Origin of the sequence: Ancylobacter terrae (assembly GCF_045108345.1) — a bacterium.
Taxonomy (GTDB): Bacteria; Pseudomonadota; Alphaproteobacteria; order Rhizobiales; family Xanthobacteraceae; genus Ancylobacter.
Genome location: NZ_JBJGXH010000004.1, coordinates 250,824 through 270,099 on the forward strand (window position 1 = coordinate 250,824; position 19,276 = coordinate 270,099).

A 19,276-nucleotide genomic window follows, 5' to 3' on the forward strand; every position below is an offset into this window, starting at 1 on the left:
TGGGTCCTGGTGGGCCGGCATGACGTTAGGTGAACATAGCATGCATCGCCGTCAAGGTCCGCCCGAACATGGTCGTTCGTGTGACCAAACGGGACGCCGCAGCGGAAACAGCGATCGTGTCGTGCGATGGTGTCGCGGGTTCAATCACCATCGACGATGCTCATATCAGCATTTTTCGTGAGGAAGAGCGCGGGGCGCTCCTGTAGAAGTCAGCAGGGGTCCCAGCGTCCGTCCGCCCGGAGTTAGAAGATGTCGCTTGCCTACGATCACGATGCCGCCGGCGCCGCCGCGCCCAACGATCTCAGCGCGTTCTGGATGCCGTTCACGGCGAACCGCGCCTTCAAGCGCCGCCCGCGCATGATCTCGCGCGCCAAGGACATGCACTACTACACGCCCGAGGGGCGGGCGGTGATCGACGCCGCCGCCGGGCTGTGGTGCGCCAATGCCGGCCACAACCGCGATCCCATCGTCGCGGCGATCCAGAAGCAGGCGGCCGAGCTCGATTTCGCGCCCACCTTCCAGTACGGCCATCCCGGCGCGTTCCAGACCGCCTCGCGCATCGCCGAACTGGCACCGGGCGACCTCGACCACGTGTTCTTCTGCAATTCCGGCTCGGAAGCCGGCGACACCGCGCTCAAGATCGCCCTCGCCTATCACGCGGTGCGCGGCAACGGCACGCGCACCCGGCTGATCGGGCGCGAGCGCGGCTATCACGGCGTCGGCTTCGGCGGCATCTCGGTCGGCGGCATCTCGCCGAACCGGCGCTTCTTCGGCGGGCTCCTGGTCGGCACCGACCACCTGCCGCACACCTATGACCGCGAGAAGCAGGCCTTCTCCAAGGGCGAGCCGGAATGGGGCGCCGAGCGCGCCGACGCGCTGGAAGGCATCGTCGCGCTGCACGATCCCCAGACCATCGCGGCGGTGATCGTCGAGCCGATGGCGGGGTCGACCGGCGTCTTGCCGCCGCCCAAGGGCTATCTGCAGCGGCTGCGCCAGATCTGCGACAAATACGGCATCCTCTTGATCTTCGACGAGGTCATCACCGGCTTCGGCCGGCTCGGCCACGCCTTCGCGGCCGAGCGCTACGGCGTGGTGCCGGATATGATCACCTTCGCCAAGGGCGTCACCTCGGGCGCCGTGCCGATGGGCGGGGTGATCGCCCGCAAGCATGTGCACGACGCCTTCATGACCGGCCCGGAGCACGTCATCGAGCTGTTCCACGGCTACACCTATTCGGCGCATCCGCTGGCCTGCGCCGCCTCGCTGGCGACGCTCGACCTCTACCGCGACGAGAAGCTGTTCGAGCGCGCGAAGGCGCTGGAGCCGGTGTGGGCGGAGGCGATGATGGGCCTCAGGAGCAAGCCGGGCGTGCTCGACATCCGCACCCTCGGCCTCGTCGGGGCGGTCGATCTCGCCTCGCGCCCGGATGCCTATGGCAAGCGCGGCTTCGAGGCGATGGAGACCGGTTTCCACGAGCAGGGCATCATGCTGCGCGTGACCGGCGACACCCTCGCCGTGACCCCGCCGCTGATCATCTCCGAGGACCAGATCGGCGAGATCGTCGGCAAGCTCGGCAAGATCATCGACGCGGTGATGTGAGGGGCGGCGCCCTCACACGCTCGCTCCCCTCGCCTTGGCGCGCCGCAGGTGCTCGTCGAGGCGGGGGAGGATCTCGGCGAAGTTGCAGGGGCGGTGGCCGAGGTCGAGCTGTTTGACAAGGATCTCGTCCCAGGCGTCGCGGCAGGCGCCCGGCGAGCCCGGCAGCGCAAAGACGTAGGTGGCGTTGGCGACGCCGGCGGTGGCCCGGCTCTGCAGCGTGGAGGTGCCGATCTTCGAGAAGGAGATCATGTGGAACACCGTCGAGAAGCCGTCCATCCGCTTCTCGAACAGCGGCTCCAGCGCCTCGGGGGTCACGTCTCGCCCGGTGAAGCCGGTGCCGCCGGTGGTGATGACGACATCGATGGCGGGATCGGCGATCCACCCCCCGACCTTCGCCCGGATCGCCTCGACATCGTCGGGCACGATGGCGCGCTCGGTGAGATGATGGCCGGCGGCCTCGATCCGCCCGGCGAGCGTGTCGCCGGAACGGTCATCGGCGAGGGTGCGCGTGTCCGACACGGTGAGGACGGCAATCCGCAGCGCGAGGAAGGGACGCGGGTCGACGGGGGCTGATGTGCTCATGCCCCCGAGATAGGCCTCAGATGGCGCCCTGGAAAGTGTTGCACTGCTGCATGGAGCCGCTTTTCAGGCCGCGGGTGAACCAGGTCGTGCGCTGCTGCGAGGTGCCGTGGGTGAAGCTGTCGGGAACGGCGAAGCCCTGCGCCTGCTTCTGCAGCCGGTCGTCGCCGATGGCGGAGGCTGCGTTCAGCGCCTCCTCGACGTCGCCCTCCTCGAGGATGCGCCAGTTGGCATTGGCGTGATAGGCCCAGACGCCGGCAAGGCAGTCGGCCATCAGTTCGACCCGCACCGAGAGCTGGTTGGCCTCGGCCTTGGAGACCTGGCGCTGGCGCTCCTGCACCTTGCCGAGCAGGCCGATCTGGTTCTCGACGTGATGGCCCACCTCGTGGGCGATGACATAGGCGGCGGCGAAATCACCCGGGGCGCGGAAGCGGGTCTTCATTTCCTGGAAGAAGGAGAGGTCGAGATAGACCTTCTGGTCCAGCGGGCAATAGAACGGGCCCATCGCCGACTGGGCGGCGCCGCAGCCCGAGCGGGTGGCGCCGGAGAACAGCACCATGCCGGGCGGCTGGTAGGTGCGCCCCTCGGCCTTGAACAGCGGGACCCAGACATCCTCGGTCTGGGCGAGCACGGTCGCGGCGAACTTGCCCAGCTGGTCGCTGGGGGCGCCGGCCTGGCCGCGCGGCGCGCTGGTCTGCTGCTGGGTGGGGGCCGAGCCCGAGCCGCCCCCGAACAGGATTTCCGCCCCGCCCAGCAGGACCGCCGGATTGATGCCGGTCGCCCAGGCGATCAGGCCGACCACGATCAGCCCGCCGATGCCGAGGCCGCCGCCGCGCATGCGTCCGCCGCCGCCGAAACCGCCGCCGAAGCCGCCACCCTGTCCCCGGCGATCCTCGACATTGTCGCTCTGCCGGTAATCTTCCCACTTCATGCCTACCTCCCACGCCGCCCGCCGTGCAGACGCCCGTGCCCCCCGATTGTGGCCCGTTCCGGGCATGGCGGCAACGTCACGGCCGATCGGGAGCATCAACGCGCGAGCGGGCGGAAAGATGCATACGATACCGCTCGCCCGATTTCGTCGGCCATGGGCAATCGGCCATGCGGTCGGCCGTGTCGGGATCACCCGGCGAAGACGGGGATGCGCCCTCCGCAGGGGTAGCTTTGTGCGCCGCACACTGATAATTTATCGATCGCTATGTATGTCACTTGACAGATCACGCACGACAGTCGATTTGTAGCGTTCGATACATATTAGTGACGGGCGCTCTACGCCCTTCCGTTCACAATCCGTACAACCCGGCGGGACTAGTTCGCCGGAACTGTCGGTGCCCGGCCGACCGGCACGTCCTCGAACGGGACGCCGCCGGCCGCTGTGTCCGCCGTCCGAATCGAGGAGACGCAGATGTCACCGTTCCCCGCTCTGGTGCCCGGCTCCCGCGGCGGCCGCGTCTCCGGCCGGCCGTTCGCCGTTCTCGTCGCCCTCCTGCTCGGCGCGCTGGTGCCGGATCTCGCTCATGCCCAGGGGGCGCCGTCCGTCACCGTCGCCAAGCCGGTGGTGAAGAACATCACCGAATGGAGCGAGTTCATCGGCCGCTTCGAGGCGGTGGATGGCGTCGACCTGAAGGCGCGGGTCGGGGGCTACCTCGCGAAGGTGCATTTCGAAGACGGCGCGCTGGTGAAGGCGGGCGACCTGCTCTTCACCATCGACCAGCGCACCTACAAGGCCGCCCTGCAGGAGGCGGAAGCCGCCGTCACGGCCGCGAAGGCGCGGCAGAGCTTCGCCGACACGGATCTCCAGCGCGCCGCCAATCTGCGCCGGACCGACAACATCTCGCAGCAGATCTACGACCAGCGCAAGCAGACGGTCGATACCAACAAGGCTGAGTTCGACCGGGCGGATGCCGCCCTCACCCGTGCGCAGCTCGACCTCGAATTCACCGAGATACGCGCGCCGATCTCCGGGCGCGTCTCGCGGCGCATGGTGTCGGTCGGCAGCCTCATCACCGCCAACGACACCACGCTGGTCAACATCGTCTCGCTCGACCCGATCCAGTTCTATTTCGACGTCGACGAGCGCTCGTTCCTGTCCTTCCTCGGCGGCTCGACCAAGCGGGCGGCGGAGAACGGCAAGCCGGAGGCGGTGACCGTCACGCTGACCGACGAGAGCGACAAGCCGCTCTCCGGCCATATCGACTTCATCGACAACCGGCTCGATCCCGCCAGCGGCACGATGCGCGGGCGGGCGGTGTTCCCGAACAAGGACCTCGCCCTCGTCCCCGGCCTGTTCGGCCGCATCCGCCTTCCCGCCTCGAAGCCCTATGATGCCGTGCTGGTGCCCGACGAGGCGCTGATCGCCGACCAGGATCGCCGCCTCGTCTATGTCGTCGGCGAGGACAATAAGGTCTCCACCCGGCCGGTGCAGCTCGGCCCGCGCGCGGATGGCTACCGCATCGTGCGCGGCGGCCTCACCGGCGAGGAGCGGATCGTCGTCAACGGCCTTTCGCGGGTTCAGCCGGGCGTTCAGATCCAGCCGAAGGTGACCGAACTCGCCCCCGTACGGCAGGCCGCGAGCAACTGAGCCACGGCACAGCGGCGCGGCCTTGCCGCCGCGCCCTGCCGACCCCTTTCCCCGATCGCCGGAGGAGGAAGCCATGCGCTTCTCCCATGCCTTCATCGAGCGGCCCGTCTTCGCCATGGTGCTGGCGATCGTGACGGTGCTGGTCGGCGCCATCGCCTATGTCACGCTGCCGGTCGAGCAGTATCCGGAGATCGTGCCGCCGACCGTGGTGGTGCGCGCCGCCTATCCCGGCGCCGACGCCAAGACGGTGGCCGCCACCGTCGCGACGCCGCTGGAGCAGCAGATCAACGGCGTCGAGAATATGCTCTACATGTCCTCGTATTCGACCGGCGACGGCAATTACTCGCTGACCGTGACCTTCAAGATCGGCACCGACCTCGACGAGGCGCAGGTGCTCGTCCAGAACCGCGTCTCCATCGCCGAGCCGCGCCTGCCGGAAGAGGTGCGCCGGCTCGGTGTCACCGCGCAGAAGTCCTCGCCCGACCTGATGATGGTCGTGCACATGCTCTCGCCGGACAACAGCCTGAGCCAGCTCTACGTCTCCAACTACGCGCGCAACAACATCCGCGACGAATTGCTGCGGCTGGAGGGCGTCGGCGACCTGCAGCTGTTCGGCGAGCGGCAGTACAGCCTGCGCATCTGGCTCGATCCCGACCGGCTCGCCGCCTTCTCGATGACCTCGGGCGATGTCGTCCGCGCCATCCAGGAGCAGAACGTGCAGGTCTCGGGCGGCGCGCTGGGCCAGGAGCCGACGCCGGCCGACAACGCCTTCCAGCTCACCGTCACCACGCAGGGCCGCTTCGACAGCCCCGAGCAGTTCCGCGACGTGATCGTCCGTTCGACCGAAGACGGCCGGCTGGTGCGGGTCGGCGATGTCGCGCGTGTCGAGCTCGGCGCGCAGGACTATTTCACCAACTCGTACCTGAACGGCAATCCGGCGGTCGCGCTCGCCATCTTCCAGCGGCCCGGCACCAACGCGCTGCGCACCTCCGACGAGATCATCGCGACGATGGAGCGGCTGAAGCGGAACTTCCCGCAGGGTCTCGCCTACGACATCGTCTACAACCCGACCGAGTTCATCGGCGAATCCGTCAACGAGGTCTACAAGACCCTGTACGAGGCGGTCGCCCTCGTCGTGCTCGTCGTCATCATCTTCCTGCAGTCGTGGCGCACGGCGATCATCCCGATCATCGCCATCCCGGTCTCGCTGATCGGCACCTTCGCCTTCATGGCGGCGTTCGGCTTCTCGCTGAACACGCTCACCCTGTTCGGCCTCGTGCTCGCCATCGGCATCGTCGTCGACGACGCCATCGTCGTGGTCGAGAATGTCGAGCGCCACATCTCGGCGGGGCTATCCCCCCGCGATGCCGCGCATGTGACGATGGACGAGGTGGGCGGCGCGCTGATCGCCATCGCGCTGGTGCTGGCGGCGGTGTTCGTGCCCACCGCCTTCATTCCGGGGATCACCGGCCAGTTCTACCGCCAGTTCGCGCTCACCATCGCGGTGTCGACACTGATCTCGGCCTTCGTGTCGCTGACGCTGTCGCCCTCGCTCGCCGCCATGCTGCTGAAGCCGCATGCCCATGGCAAGCCGGCCGGCCTTCTCGGTCGGATCCTCGGCGGCGCGGCGCGCGGTTTCAACCGCGGCTTCGACGCCGCCGCGCGCGGCTATGCCGGCACGGTGCGCGGCGTGGTGAAGCGCAAGCTGCTGGTGCTGCCGATCTATGCCGGCCTCCTGGCCGGGACGGTATGGGTGGTCGATCATGTGCCGCGCGGCTTCATCCCGACGCTCGACCAGGGCTATGCCATCGTCGTCATCCAGTTGCCCGACGGGGCCTCGCTGTCGCGCACCGACGCGGTGACGCGCCGGGTGAGCGAACTCGTGCACGAGACGCCGGGCGCCAAGAACGCGGTCGCCTTCGCCGGCTTCTCGGGCGCGACCTTCACCAACGCCACCAACGCGGCGGCGGTGTTCGTCGGCTTCGAGCCGTTCGAGGAGCGGCTCAAGCACGGGCAGAGCGCGGACAGCATCATCAAGGACCTGTTCGTGCGCATGCAGGCGATCGAGGAGGCGTTCATCATTGCCGTGCCGCCTCCGCCCGTGCGCGGTGTCGGCAATGCCGGCGGCTTCAAGATGCAGGTGCAGGAGCGGGCCGGCGCCGATGTCGGCCGGGTGCTGGCCTCGACCTACGAACTGATGGGCCGGGCCCGGCAGAACCCGAACCTCGCCGGCGTCTACACCACCTTCACCGCCGGCACGCCGCAGGTCTATCTGGAGATCGACCGGCAGAAGGCGCGGGTGCTCAACGTGCCGATCGCCAACATCTTCGAGACGCTGCAGGTCAATCTGGGCTCCGCCTATGTGAACGACTTCAACGCCTTCGGCCGCGTCTACCAGGTGCGGGCGCAGGCCGACCAGGCGTTCCGCATCGAGCCGGACGACGTCAGCCGCCTGCGCGTGCGCTCCTCCACCGGCGCGCTGGTGCCGCTGGGCACGCTGGTGCGCATCCAGAACACCACCGGCCCCGACCTCGTGCAGCGCTACAACATGTTCACCTCGGTGCCGCTGCAGGGCAACCCGGCGACCGGCATCTCCTCCGGCCAGGCGCTCGAGACCATGGAGCAGCTCGCGCGCGAGGTGCTCCCGACCGGGATGAGCTTCGAATGGACCGAACTCGCCTATCAGGAGCGCACCACCGGCAATACGGCGGTGTTCATCTTCGGGCTGTCGGTGCTGTTCGTGTTCCTGGTGCTCGCCGCTCAGTATGAGAGCTGGTCGCTGCCGATCGCGATCATCCTGATCGTGCCGATGAGCGTGCTCTCCGCCCTGCTCGGGGTGATGTGGCGGGGGCAGGACAACAACATCCTGACCCAGATCGGCCTCGTCGTGCTGGTCGGCCTCGCCGCCAAGAACGCGATCCTCATCGTCGAGTTCGCCCGCGAGGCGGAGCAGCGCAGCGGCAGCACGCCGGTCGAGGCTATTGTCGAGGCGGCGCGGCTGCGGCTGCGGCCGATCCTGATGACCGCCTTCGCCTTCATCCTCGGCGTGGTGCCGCTCGCCATCGCGGTCGGCCCCGGTGCGGAGATGCGTCAGGCGCTCGGCACGGCGGTGTTCTTCGGGATGCTGGGCGTGACCTTCTTCGGCCTGTTCCTGACGCCGGTGTTCTATGTCGCGATCCGCGCGCTGGTGCTGCGGTTCGGGCCGAGACCCAAGGGCGCGACGGTGCCGGCCGAGTAGGCCGCCGGCCGGCGGCGCCGCGCGCGCCGCCTATTTGGTGAAGGTCTCCAGATACTGCGCCAGCTGCTTCTTCTTGCGCCTGGCGCGAAGCCCCTGCAGCCAGCCGAACAACCGGGCGAAGCTGTAGGGTGTCCAGATCGGGAGGCTGTAATAGGGGTGGCCGACCGGCAGCTTCTTGCGCTGGAGCACGGCACGGCTCTTCTCGAAGCGCGCCCGCTTCTTGCTGAGCTTTGCCGGATAGAGGCTGGATGCTTGCTTCATCGGCTCCTCATCGCCGCCTGATCCTGAGGCCAGTGGCAGACATGTAGCAGATGGACCGGGCGCCCGCCTAGATGACGGCCGGTCGAGGAGGCATCCTGGTCAGGACGGCCCCCCGGCCATCCTGAGGGCCTGGTCGGCCGCCCGTTCGCCCGAACTCCAGGCGCCCGCGAGCGTGCCCCAGAGCGTCTCGTGGGTGTATTCGCCGGCGAAGATGAGGCGTCCGGCCGGCTCGGCGAAAAGGCGCCGGACCGCACCGGCACCCGGCGCCGCGACGGCCATCGCGCCCCGCACCAGCGGATCGGTCGACCAGCGCGAGGCCACCACCTTGGTGATGCGGGCGCCGTTCGCCGTGCCGAAGGTCTGGCCGATGAAGTCCTGCGCCGCCTTCAGCCCCGCCGTCTCGCCGTTCGCGGCGATCGAGGCGGCCACGTCGGCACCAAAGGTGAGCACATGAAGGTCCGTTCCCCCGACGCGGGCCTGAAGGAACGCAGCGGGCGCGGCGCTCGCGCGGGCGAGCACCGTCTCATTGGGCTGCAGCACGAGCGGATTGCCCGGCAGCAGGAAGCCGACCCGCTCCATGAGCCCGGATGGCAGGCGCGGGAAGGCGGCCTGCAACCGCGCCGGCAGGCCCGCGCCGAACCGTATCGCCCCCGCCGCCAGCACAGCGGCCGGCAGGGCGACGATGACCACGCGGGCGCGGACGGTGCCCCCCGCCTCCAGCGTGACGCCCCGCGTCGATACGTCGATGCGCGACACGCGGGTTCCGATGCGCTGATTCAATCCCGCGCCGAGCTGCTCCAGCAGGGCGCCCATGCCCTGCGGGCTGCCGACCGCGCCCGGCGGGGTCTCCCGGCGTGCAAAGTCAACCGCCGAGACGTTGGCGAGTGTCCGCCCGCAGCCGAGCGGCCCCAGCGTCGCCTCGACCGTCGCCCCCCAGGCACCCAGATCGGGCAAGGCGCGCGCCGCGGCCACGTCGCGCCCGGCATCGGCGGTCGCCGCAATGGCGCGCCTCGCGCGGCCCAGGGCGACGGCGAAGGCGTCATAGGCGCTGTCCCGGGCCTCGCGGCCGTCGACATACAGCCGCCGGGAGGCCGGGAGATCGACGAGATCGCGACCATCCGCCTTCGCCGCCGCCACGAGCGGATTGTCCTCTTCCGCCATCTGGGCGGCGCCGAGGTCGAAGGGCATTCCGAACGGCGATTCGGTCCGAGCCCGGCCGCCGAGCTTCGCCGCGGCTTCGATCAGCAGGCAGGTCCGGCCGGCCGCCACGATCCGCCGGGCGGCGGCGATGCCGGCGGCGCCTCCCCCAACGATCGCCACATCAACGTCGTTGACCTGGAGAATGGCCTGCGCGCGTGCGCTTCCCGAGCCGGCGGCAGCGAGGCCAGCGGCGAGAAGGGCGCGGCGGGTGATGGCGGTGCTGGTCATGATGGCTGGAACTCGCGGGGAGCGGCACGCTAGCATGCCCCATGCAGCGAGGCGAAGCGCCATTGCCGCACCGCCGAACGTTGCGTTGACGCGGGACGACCGACCCAAGCCGTTGATCTGATTCACGTTCTGTTCGACGAGAACGAATCGGGATACCGAGAGCCGCCGTCTGATGGCAAGTGCCCCGGCGCCGAATCGGCGAAAATTTATGAGTCGGTTCCGATACTTGAGTCGACCGGGGCCGGCCCCCACCTAGTCTCCGCGCGGATCGGCCGCGCCCCTTGCCGGAATCCGCCATGCTCGACGCCGCCCTGCGCGCCTTTGCCCAGACCTTCTCGCCGGAGTTCCGCCGGGTGCTGCTGCGCTCGATCGGCCTTGCGATAGGTCTGATCATCGTGCTGGGCATCGTCGCGCATACCGCACTGACCCACTTCGTCCAGCTTTCCTACGGCTGGGCCGAGCTGCTGCTCAACATCGTGGCGGTGCTTGGCATCCTCGTCGGCGGCGTATTCCTCGTGCCGCCGGTGACCTCGCTGATCGCCGGACTGTTCCTCGACGATGTCGCCGAGCAGGTCGAGCGCACCGATTTTCCGGGTGAGCCGGTCGGCGAGGCGCTGCCCGTCGCCCGCTCGATCTTCCTCGCCATCAAGTTCTTCGGCGTCGTCGTGGCGGTGAACATCCTGGCCCTGCTTCTGCTGCTGGTGCCCGGGGTGAACCTCGTCGTCTTCTACGTTGCCAATGGCTACCTGCTGGGGCGCGAGTATTTTCAGCTCGCGGCGATGCGCTACCGCTCCGAGGACGCGGCGCGGGCGCTCAGGCGCCAGCACGCGGTGAGCATCTTCATCGCCGGGCTGATCATCGCGCTGGTGGTGTCGATCCCGATCCTGAACCTGGTGACGCCGGTCTTCGCCACGCTGTTCATGGTGCGGCTTCACAAGAAGCTCACCCGCCCGCCAGCGGCCTCGGGGTTGCCGGGGGCGTCTTCTCGGGCCATCGGCACAAATCCGCGATGAGGCAGCGCGGGCATTCCGGGGCCCGCGCCTTGCAGACATAGCGCCCATGCAGGATCAGCCAGTGATGGGCGTGGCGCTTGAAGCGGTCCGGAATGGCCCGTTCCAGCCCCGCCTCCACTTCGGCCGGCGTGGCGCCGGGGGCAAGGCCGGTGCGGTTGGCGACCCGGAAGAGATGGGTGTCGACCGCGATGGTCAGCTCCCCGAAGGCTATGTTCAGAACCACATTGGCCGTCTTGCGACCGACACCCGGCAGAGCCTCCAGCGCCACCCGATCCTGGGGCACCTCGCTCCCGTGGCGCTCGATCAGCAGGCGGGACAGTTCGACCACGTTCTTGGCCTTGCCGCGATAGAGCCCGAGCGTGCGGATATGGCGCGCAACGCCCTCCTCGCCGAGCGCGACCATCGCCGCGGGCGTCGGCGCGGCGGCGAACAGGCCCCGCGTCGCCTTGTTCACGCCGACATCGGTCGCCTGCGCGGACAGCACCACCGCGACGAGCAGCGTGTAGGGATCGGTGTGCTCGAGTTCGCCCTTCGGTTCCGGATCGGCCTCCTCGAACCGGGTGAAGGCGGTCACGACGTCCGCCGCCGACCAGCGGCGTATGTGCCGCCCCGACGCGGCGGCCGCCGCGTTCGCTACCGCGCGCCGGCGCGGGCGTGGCGCTTCTTCGGACAGTCCACCGGCGGAGGAACCACTGGATACGACCTCGACATCTCCCTTCGGAGAAGCCAAACGCTTCGCCGGCCTGGGCTTGGCCGTTGCGGGCCGGTCGGGCAGCGGCGGCTGGGACAGATGTTCGGGCGGGGCAGCCTTGGCTCGCGTCTGTCGCGCGCTCACGCCCTTACCGCTTGGAGAATCGCTTGCCGTGGGCTTGCCTGAGGAACGCGTGCGGCCCATTTTTCCCGACGTCGCCTTTGCCATTCATCCCTTATACTGATGGCCCATGGACCTCGCCAGCCGCCGCCATGAACCATCGCCCGAGCCGCTGCTCTACGAGGCGACGCTCCAGCCCCACCGCTCGCTCGGCCGGCGCGGCTTCGCCGTGGTCATGGCCTTCGTGGCGCTGGTGAGCTTCGTCTGCGGGCTTGCCTTCCTGATGATGGGCGCCTGGCCGATCTTCGGCTTCTTCGGCCTTGACGTGCTGGCGATCTACATCGCCTTCCGGATGAATTTCCGCGCGGCCCGCGCCCGCGAAGAGATCACCATGACGCCCAGCCGCCTGCTGGTGCGCAAGGTCGATCCCGCCGGTCGGGCGAGGGACACGGAAATGAACCCGCTGTGGACGCGGCTTCACGCCGACCGCCATGAGGAGTTCGGCCTGATGCGGGTGCTGCTGCAATCGCGCGGAACGCCCACGGAGGTGGGAAGCTTCCTGCACCCGCAGGCGAAGGAGGACCTCAGCACAGGGCTCGGCCTCGCTCTGGCACAGGCCAAGCGCGGCGTGCCGCTCAGCGAACCATGAGCGCGGCGCGGACAGGGCCCGGCGATGACGCCGGCAGGCTGACGGCGTCGAAATCGGGTGGCGCCCCGGCGGCGGCGGAGGTTGGATCGGCGCGATCAGGAGAAGATGCCATGCTTGCGCCGAATTTCGAGACCGCCTCGCCACTGCACATAGCCGCCGCCGACTACGAGGTCGTGCGCAAAGCGGTCGCTTTCGTGAACACGCATTTCCGCGACCAGCCCGAGGTCGAGTCCATCGCACTCGCCGCCGGGGTGACGCCACGCGCCCTGACCGACCTGTTCCGCCGCTGGTGCGGGCTGTCGCCCAAGGACTTCCTTCAGGCGGTGACGCTCGACGCCGCCCGGCGGGTCCTTTCGGAAAGCGACAATGTGCTCGATGCCGCCTACGAGCTCGGCTTTTCCGGTCCAGGGCGGCTGCACGACCTCTTCGTCGTCCACGAGTCGCTCTCGCCGGGCGAATGGAAGACCGGTGCCGCCGGACTGGTGATCCGCTGGGGCTTTCATCCCTCCCCCTTCGGCATGGCGCTGGCCATGGTCTCGCCGCGCGGCCTGTGCGGCCTCGCCTTTGCCGACGAGGGCGAAGAGGACGCCGCGCTGGCCGACATGCGCCGGCGCTGGCCGAATGCGCTCTATGTCGAGGATCCCGTCGCGACCGGCCCCTACGCCGCCCGGATTTTCGACTGTCGGACCTGGAGCCCCGACAACCCGCTGCGGATCGTCTTCATCGGCACCGACTTCGAGGTACGGGTTTGGGAGACGCTGATGCGCATCCCGATGGGCAAGGCGACCACCTATTCCACCATCGCCGGACGGATCGAGAAGCCCAAGGCGGCGCGGGCGGTCGGCGCGGCGGTGGGCAAGAACCCGATCAGCTTCGTCGTTCCCTGCCATCGCGTGCTTGGCAAGAACGGCGATCTGACCGGCTATCACTGGGGCCTCACCCGCAAGCGCGCCATACTCGGCTGGGAGGCCGGTCAGGTGATCGGCGCCCCGCGCTGACGACGGGGCGCCTCGGCCTCAGCCGGCGAGGTCGATCTTGCTGGCGACGGTCGAGTCCGCGTTGAGGCGGTAGATCACCGGCACGCCGGTTGCGAGTTCGCGCTTCATGATGCTCTCCGGCGAATGCTTCTCCAGCACCATGATCAGCGCGCGCAGCGAGTTGCCGTGCGCCGCCACCAGCACCCGCTCGCCGCGCAGGACGCGGGGCAGGATTTCGGTGACGTAATAGGGCAGCGCCCGGGCGATGGTGTCCTTCAGGCTCTCGCCACCGGGCGGGGGCACGTCGTAGGAGCGGCGCCAGACATGCACCTGCTCCTCGCCCCACTTGGCGCGGGCATCGTCCTTGTTGAGACCGTTAAGGTCGCCGTAGTTGCGCTCGTTCAGCGCCTGGTCGCGGATGATGGGCAGGCCGGTCTGGCCCATCTCGGCGAGTGCGAGGTCGAGCGTCTTCTGGGCACGGCTCAGGGCCGATGTGAACGCGACGTCGAACTGGTAGCCGTCCGCCTTCAGGCGGCGGCCGGCGGCCTTGGCCTCCTCGACGCCGAGCGGTGTCAGGTCCGGGTCCCGCCAGCCGGTGAAGAGGTTCTTCAGGTTCCATTCGCTCTGGCCGTGGCGGACGAGAACGAGAAGGTGCTCGGACATGGGGGTGCTCTCCGGGTCAGATATCGGCGAGGCCGAGTACGTCGGCCATGGAATAGAGCCCGGGCTTGCGGCCGCGCGCCCAGCGGACGGCGGCGAGGGCGCCGCGGGCAAAGATCATGCGGTCCTCGGCCTTGTGAGCGAGTTCGATGCGTTCCGCCGTCCCGGCGAAGATGACGTTGTGCTCACCCACCACGGTGCCCCCGCGCAGCGTGGCGAAGCCGATATCGCCCGGCCGGCGGGCACCGGTCTCGCCGTAGCGCTCGAACACGCCATGCGTCGCGAGATCGACGCCGCGCCCCTCGGCCGCCGCCTTGCCGAGCAGCAGAGCGGTACCGGACGGCGCGTCGATCTTGCGATTGTGGTGCATCTCCACCACCTCGACGTCGAAGCTGTCGTCGAGCGTCGCCGCCACGCGTTTCACCAGCGCCGCCAGCAGGTTGACGCCGACGCTCATATTGCCGGACTTGACGATGACGGCGTGGCGGGCGGCCGCCTCGATCCGGGCCTCGTCCGCCGGCGAGAAGCCGGTCGTGCCGATCACGTGCACGATGCGCGCCTGGGCCGCGAGAGCGGCGAAGACGAGCGAGGCGGCGGGTATGGTGAAATCGATGACGCCTTCCGCCTTGGCGAAGAGCGGCAGCGCATCCTCGGTGACCGTGACGCCCAGCGGCGGCAGGCCGGCAAGGACGCCGGCATCCGTTCCGAGATGCGGGCTGCCGGCAGGCTCGATGGCGCCGGCGAGTTCAAGATCCGGCGCTTCCGCGATGGCGCGGATCAGCGTGCGCCCCATGCGCCCACCGGCACCGACGATGACGAGCCGCATCTGCGACATGACGCCCGACCTCCACCGCGCCCATCAGGACGCTGCAATGCGGTATAGCGGCCCCGTTCCGCCACGAAAAGTGCCTGATTGCACGGCAGGCTGCGCAAATGTCGGCACGTGGCTTGACGGGCGCGGCCCGCGCTTGTACAGGTCGCGCAACTTTACGCAGGAGCGGCGCCCCGATGCGCAAGAATGTTTCGCTTATTATCGTAGGACGGCGCGTCGCCGCGGAGACTGCCTGACGGCATCTCCGCTCAACGGTGACGCGCGACATGGCCCCTGACGGGGCCTTTTGATTTTCTGGACCCCGAACACGACACACGAACGAGCGTACACAAGGAGCAGGACCATGATGCGCGAGATGACCGGCGCCGAAATGGTGATGCAGGCCCTCATCGACCAGGGCGTCGAGCACATGTTCGGCTATCCCGGCGGCGCGGTCCTGCCGATCTATGACGCGATGTTCCACCAGAACCAGGTTCAGCACGTGCTGGTGCGGCACGAGCAGGGCGCGGTGCACATGGCGGAGGGCTATGCCCGCTCGTCCGGCAAGGTCGGCGTCGTGCTGGTCACTTCGGGTCCCGGCGCCACCAACGCGGTCACCGGTCTCACCGACGCGCTGCTGGATTCCATCCCGGTCGTCTGCATCACCGGCCAGGTCCCGACCCATCTGATCGGCTCGGATGCCTTCCAGGAGTGCGACACGGTCGGCATCACCCGGCCCTGCACCAAGCACAACTATCTCGTCCGGGACGTCAACGACCTCGCCCGCGTGCTGCACGAGGCGTTCTACGTCGCGCAGAACGGCCGGCCCGGCCCGGTCGTGGTCGACATCCCCAAGGATGTCCAGTTCGCCAAGGGCCTCTATGTCGGCCCCGAGAACATCCAGCACAAGACCTATCAGCCGCGCCTGAAGGGCGACCCGGAGAAGATCAAGGCCGCGGTCGACCTCATCGCCAAGGCGAAGCGCCCGGTGTTCTACACCGGCGGCGGCGTCATCAATTCCGGCCCGCGCGCGAGCCAGCTGCTGCGCGAGTTCGCGCGCCTGTCGGGCTATCCGGTCACCTCGACGCTGATGGGGCTCGGCGCCTTCCCGGCCTCGGACAAGCAGTGGCTCGGCATGCTGGGCATGCACGGCACCTACGAAGCCAACATGGCGATGCATGACTGCGACGTCATGGTGTGCATCGGCGCGCGCTTCGACGACCGCATCACCGGGCGGATCGACGCCTTCTCGCCGGACTCGAAGAAGATCCACATCGACATCGACCCCTCCTCCATCAACAAGAACGTCAAGGTCGACCTGCCGATCATCGGCGACGTCGCCCATGTCCTCGAGGACATGCTGACGCTGTGGCGGGCGACGAAGGTGGAGCCGGACCGCCGGGCGCTGGCTTCCTGGTGGGGCCAGATCGACCGCTGGCGGGCGCGCAAGTCGCTGTCCTTCCAGAATTCCGACGCGATCATCAAGCCGCAATACGCGATCCAGCGCCTCTATGAGGCGGTGAAGGAGAAGGACGTCTACATCACCACGGAAGTCGGCCAGCACCAGATGTGGGCGGCGCAGCACTTCCATTTCGAGGAACCGAACCGCTGGATGACCTCGGGCGGCCTCGGCACGATGGGCTACGGCCTGCCGGCCGCGATCGGCGCGCAGGTGGCACATCCGGGTAGCCTGGTCATCGACATCGCCGGCGAGGCCTCGATCCAGATGTGCCTGCAGGAGCTGTCGACCGCGCTGCAGTTCAACCTGCCGGTCAAGATCTTCGTGCTCAATAACGAGTATATGGGCATGGTGCGGCAGTGGCAGGACCTGCTGCATGGCGGGCGCTACTCGCACTCCTATTCGGAATCGCTGCCCGACTTCGTCAAGCTGGCGGAGGCCTATGGCGGCGTCGGCCTGCGCTGCACCCGGCCCGGCGACCTCGACGCGGCGATCCAGGAGATGATCGCCATCGATCGGCCCGTTCTGTTCGACTGCCTGGTCGACCAGAAGGAGAACTGCCTGCCGATGATCCCCTCGGGCAAGGGCCACAACGAGATGATCCTGCCCGACAACGCGGCGGCGCTGGACGAGGCGATCGACGAGGAAGGCAAGATGCTGGTGTGACGGTTCCCGGCGGCCGTCAGACGCCTTGCTCGTCGTTCCCGCTCCCCGCCGGGGAGAGGGAGCACGCGCAGCGGGTCGGCGAGACGACGGCGCGGCGGAGCGTCACGGCCCCACTCCAACCCTCTCCCTGCCGGGGAGAGGGGCATGTCCCTCTGTTTCCCCGAGTTCACCGATGCCCTCCCATAACGAACCGATCGAGCGCCACACCCTCTCGCTGCTGGTCGACAACGAGCCGGGCGTGCTTGCCCGCATCGTCGGCCTGTTCTCCGGCCGCGGCTACAACATCGACAGCCTGACCGTCTCGGAGGTGAGCCACGATTCCAAATTGTCGCGCATCACCGTGGTGACCACCGGCGCGCCGCCGATCATCGAGCAGATCAAGAGCCAGCTCGACCGGCTCGTGCCGGTGCACCGCGTCGTCGATCTCACGGTCGTCGGCAAGGCGGTCGAGCGAGAACTCGCTCTGATCAAAGTGCGGGGCAAGGGCGAGATCCGGCAGGAGGCCCTGCTGATCGCGGAATCCTTCCGCGCCCGCACCGTGGACACGACGCTCGAGAGCTTTGTCTTCGAGATCACCGGCAAGCCGGACAAGATCGACCAGTTCGTGTCGCTGCTGGAGCCGCTGGGCCTGGTCGAGGTCTCCCGCACCGGCGTCGCCGCCATCGGGCGCGGCCCGGAGCCGATGTGAACGTGGGCGGACCGGCCATAACGGGCCCTTCCGCCCCCCTCCCATCGGGACCGAGCGAAAGCCCTTGCGAGGGCAGGTACACTGCTGTAGAGGGAACCGTAACGTACGGTACGCACCCCTGAGCCGCTCGCAGCGCCCATGCTCCCACCCCCTGCCCTTGGCGAAACCGAGCTGACAGAACGGCAACAGGCCGTTCTCGACGCCGTGCTCGCGCTGATGGTCGAGCGCGGGGGCGAGGTCACCATGACGGCGGTGGCCCGCAAGGCGAGCTGCTCCAAGGAAAGCCTCTACAAGTGGTTCGGCGATCGCGACGGGCTGCTGACCGCCACCGTCCGCTGGCAAGCCTCAAAGGTGCGGGCGGGCAATTACGACCGCCAGACGCTCGACGTCTCGGCCCTGCGCGACAGCCTCGTGCGCTTCGCCGCCAACTGGCTCTCGGTGATCGCGAGCCCGACATCGATCGCCTTGAACCGCTTCGCCATCGCCCAGGCCGGCGCGAAAGGCTCCAATCTCGGCGCCATCGTGCTGGCGAACGGGCGGTTCGCGATCGGCGAGCGGCTCAAACCCGTGCTCGACGCCGGTCGCGATGCCGGACTGATCGCCTTTGACGATACCGAGACCGCGTTCCGGACCTTTCTCGGCCTCGTCGGCCGCGACGTCCAGATCCGCCTGCTGCTGGGCGACGCCCTGACGCCGGCGCCTCACGACATCGAGCGCGACGCGGCGCGCGCCACCGACCAGTTCCTCGCCCTCTACGGCACCGGCGACCATGCACCGGGCCGGGACAAGATCAACGCGTGACGACAGGAGACACCCATGCGCGTTTACTATGATCGCGACGCCGACCTGAACCTCATCAAGGGCAAGAAGGTCGCCATCATCGGCTATGGCAGCCAGGGCCGCGCGCATGCGCTGAACCTCAAGGATTCCGGCATCAAGGACATCGCCGTCGGCCTGAAGCCCGGCTCGGCGACCGCCAAGAAGGTCGAGGCCGACGGCCTCAAGGTGATGACCGTCGCCGAGGCCGCCAAGTGGGCCGACCTGATGATGATGGCCACCCCGGACGAGCTGCAGGCCGACATCTGGCGCGACGAGATCGCCCCGAATATCCGCGACGGCGCCGCCATCGCCTTCGCCCACGGCCTCAACGTGCATTTCGGCCTGATCGAGCCGAAGTCGACCGTCGACGTGCTGATGATCGCCCCCAAGGGCCCGGGCCACACCGTGCGCGGCGAATACCAGAAGGGCGGCGGCGTGCCGTGCCTCGTCGCCGTTCACCAGGACGCCTCGGGCAACGCGCTCGACCTCGGCCTTAGCTACGCCTCGGGCGTGGGCGGCGGCCGCTCGGGTATCATCGAGACCACCTTCAAGGAAGAGTGCGAGACCGACCTGTTCGGCGAGCAGGTCGTGCTGTGCGGCGGCCTCGTCGAGCTGATCCGCGCCGGCTTCGAGACGCTGGTGGAAGCCGGCTACGCCCCGGAGATGGCCTATTTCGAGTGCCTGCACGAGGTGAAGCTGATCGTCGACCTCATCTATGAGGGCGGCATCGCCAACATGAACTACTCGATCTCCAACACCGCCGAGTGGGGCGAGTACGTCTCCGGCCCGCGCATCATCACCGCCGAGACCAAGGAAGAGATGAAGCGCGTCCTGAAGGACATCCAGACCGGCAAGTTCACCTCCGAATGGATGCAGGAGTATCGCGCCGGCGCCGCCCGCTTCAAGGGCATCCGCCGCGTCAACGACGCCCACCAGATCGAGCAGGTCGGCGAGAAGCTGCGCGGCATGATGCCGTGGATCGGCAAGAACAAGCTGGTCGACAAGGCCAAGAACTGAGCCTCATCGACCTTCCGAAACGA

At 68.4% G+C, this 19,276-nt stretch carries 17 protein-coding genes; 10 read left to right on the plus strand and 7 right to left on the minus strand.

What is annotated here, in order from left to right:
- Nucleotides 1-249: 249 nt before the first annotated feature.
- Entirely contained in the window at nucleotides 250-1,599 is a 1,350-nt protein-coding gene (locus tag ACEUEL_RS19715) for an aspartate aminotransferase family protein (protein ID WP_405709105.1), read from the plus strand.
- Between the two features lie 12 nt (nucleotides 1,600-1,611).
- Here the strand turns inward: ACEUEL_RS19715 and moaB are convergent, their stop codons facing one another.
- Both moaB and ypfJ read right to left on the minus strand, forming a co-directional pair.
- On the minus strand, nucleotides 1,612-2,181 hold the full coding sequence (gene moaB, locus ACEUEL_RS19720; RefSeq protein WP_405709107.1) for a molybdenum cofactor biosynthesis protein B: 570 nt from the start codon (nucleotides 2,179-2,181) through the stop codon (nucleotides 1,612-1,614).
- 16 nt (nucleotides 2,182-2,197) lie between these two features.
- A complete protein-coding gene (gene ypfJ, locus ACEUEL_RS19725; protein ID WP_405709110.1) occupies nucleotides 2,198-3,109 on the minus strand; it encodes a KPN_02809 family neutral zinc metallopeptidase in 912 nt (303 codons plus the stop codon).
- 471 nt (nucleotides 3,110-3,580) lie between these two features.
- Between ypfJ and ACEUEL_RS19730 the strand changes: the two genes are divergently transcribed.
- On the plus strand, nucleotides 3,581-4,756 hold the full coding sequence (locus ACEUEL_RS19730; RefSeq protein ID WP_405709113.1) for an efflux RND transporter periplasmic adaptor subunit: 1,176 nt from the start codon (nucleotides 3,581-3,583) through the stop codon (nucleotides 4,754-4,756).
- Nucleotides 4,757-4,829: 73 nt separating this feature from the next.
- On the plus strand, nucleotides 4,830-7,994 hold the full coding sequence (locus tag ACEUEL_RS19735) for an efflux RND transporter permease subunit (RefSeq protein WP_405709116.1): 3,165 nt from the start codon (nucleotides 4,830-4,832) through the stop codon (nucleotides 7,992-7,994).
- A gap of 30 nt (nucleotides 7,995-8,024) precedes the next feature.
- Here ACEUEL_RS19735 and ACEUEL_RS19740 read toward each other — a convergent pair whose 3' ends face one another.
- Together ACEUEL_RS19740 and ACEUEL_RS19745 are read right to left on the minus strand one after the other, a co-directional pair.
- On the minus strand, nucleotides 8,025-8,255 hold the full coding sequence (locus ACEUEL_RS19740; RefSeq protein ID WP_405709119.1) for a hypothetical protein: 231 nt from the start codon (nucleotides 8,253-8,255) through the stop codon (nucleotides 8,025-8,027).
- Between the two features lie 99 nt (nucleotides 8,256-8,354).
- The gene (locus ACEUEL_RS19745) at nucleotides 8,355-9,683 is read right to left on the minus strand and encodes a flavin monoamine oxidase family protein (protein ID WP_405709122.1); all 1,329 of its coding nucleotides are present in this window, start codon (nucleotides 9,681-9,683) and stop codon (nucleotides 8,355-8,357) included.
- A 296-nt stretch (nucleotides 9,684-9,979) separates the two neighbouring features.
- On the opposite strand from ACEUEL_RS19745, the gene ACEUEL_RS19750 reads away from it, so the two are divergent.
- Entirely contained in the window at nucleotides 9,980-10,696 is a 717-nt protein-coding gene (locus tag ACEUEL_RS19750; RefSeq protein ID WP_405709125.1) for a sulfate transporter family protein, read from the plus strand.
- On the opposite strand, the gene nth is transcribed toward ACEUEL_RS19750, so the two are convergent.
- Nucleotides 10,626-11,369, minus strand: a complete 744-nt coding sequence (gene nth, locus ACEUEL_RS19755) for an endonuclease III (RefSeq protein ID WP_405709539.1) — start codon at nucleotides 11,367-11,369, stop codon at nucleotides 10,626-10,628. The two genes, ACEUEL_RS19750 and nth, sit on opposite strands and share 71 nt — an antisense overlap.
- 268 nt (nucleotides 11,370-11,637) lie before the next feature.
- On the opposite strand from nth, the gene ACEUEL_RS19760 reads away from it, so the two are divergent.
- Together ACEUEL_RS19760 and ACEUEL_RS19765 are read left to right on the plus strand one after the other, a co-directional pair.
- The gene (locus tag ACEUEL_RS19760; protein WP_405709128.1) at nucleotides 11,638-12,156 is read left to right on the plus strand and encodes a DUF2244 domain-containing protein; all 519 of its coding nucleotides are present in this window, start codon (nucleotides 11,638-11,640) and stop codon (nucleotides 12,154-12,156) included.
- A 110-nt stretch (nucleotides 12,157-12,266) separates the two neighbouring features.
- A complete protein-coding gene (locus ACEUEL_RS19765) occupies nucleotides 12,267-13,154 on the plus strand; it encodes a methylated-DNA--[protein]-cysteine S-methyltransferase (protein ID WP_405709131.1) in 888 nt (295 codons plus the stop codon).
- Nucleotides 13,155-13,172: 18 nt separating this feature from the next.
- Here the strand turns inward: ACEUEL_RS19765 and ACEUEL_RS19770 are convergent, their stop codons facing one another.
- Nucleotides 13,173-13,796: a 2,3-bisphosphoglycerate-dependent phosphoglycerate mutase gene (locus ACEUEL_RS19770; RefSeq protein WP_405709134.1), complete on the minus strand. Its 624-nt coding sequence runs from the start codon at nucleotides 13,794-13,796 to the stop codon at nucleotides 13,173-13,175.
- 16 nt (nucleotides 13,797-13,812) lie between these two features.
- Entirely contained in the window at nucleotides 13,813-14,628 is an 816-nt protein-coding gene (gene dapB / locus ACEUEL_RS19775) for a 4-hydroxy-tetrahydrodipicolinate reductase (RefSeq protein ID WP_405709137.1), read from the minus strand.
- Nucleotides 14,629-14,968: 340 nt separating this feature from the next.
- Between dapB and ACEUEL_RS19780 the strand changes: the two genes are divergently transcribed.
- The 4 genes from ACEUEL_RS19780 (at nucleotide 14,969) to ilvC (ending at nucleotide 19,253) form a co-directional block, all read left to right on the plus strand.
- A complete protein-coding gene (locus ACEUEL_RS19780) occupies nucleotides 14,969-16,729 on the plus strand; it encodes an acetolactate synthase 3 large subunit (protein ID WP_405709140.1) in 1,761 nt (586 codons plus the stop codon).
- Nucleotides 16,730-16,901: 172 nt separating this feature from the next.
- Nucleotides 16,902-17,417, plus strand: coding sequence for an acetolactate synthase small subunit (ilvN, locus tag ACEUEL_RS19785; protein ID WP_405709143.1), 516 nt, complete (start codon nucleotides 16,902-16,904; stop codon nucleotides 17,415-17,417).
- Between the two features lie 138 nt (nucleotides 17,418-17,555).
- Nucleotides 17,556-18,218, plus strand: a complete 663-nt coding sequence (locus ACEUEL_RS19790; RefSeq protein WP_405709146.1) for a TetR/AcrR family transcriptional regulator C-terminal domain-containing protein — start codon at nucleotides 17,556-17,558, stop codon at nucleotides 18,216-18,218.
- A gap of 15 nt (nucleotides 18,219-18,233) precedes the next feature.
- Nucleotides 18,234-19,253, plus strand: coding sequence for a ketol-acid reductoisomerase (gene ilvC / locus ACEUEL_RS19795; RefSeq protein ID WP_405709149.1), 1,020 nt, complete (start codon nucleotides 18,234-18,236; stop codon nucleotides 19,251-19,253).
- The last annotated feature ends 23 nt before the right edge of the window (nucleotides 19,254-19,276 follow it).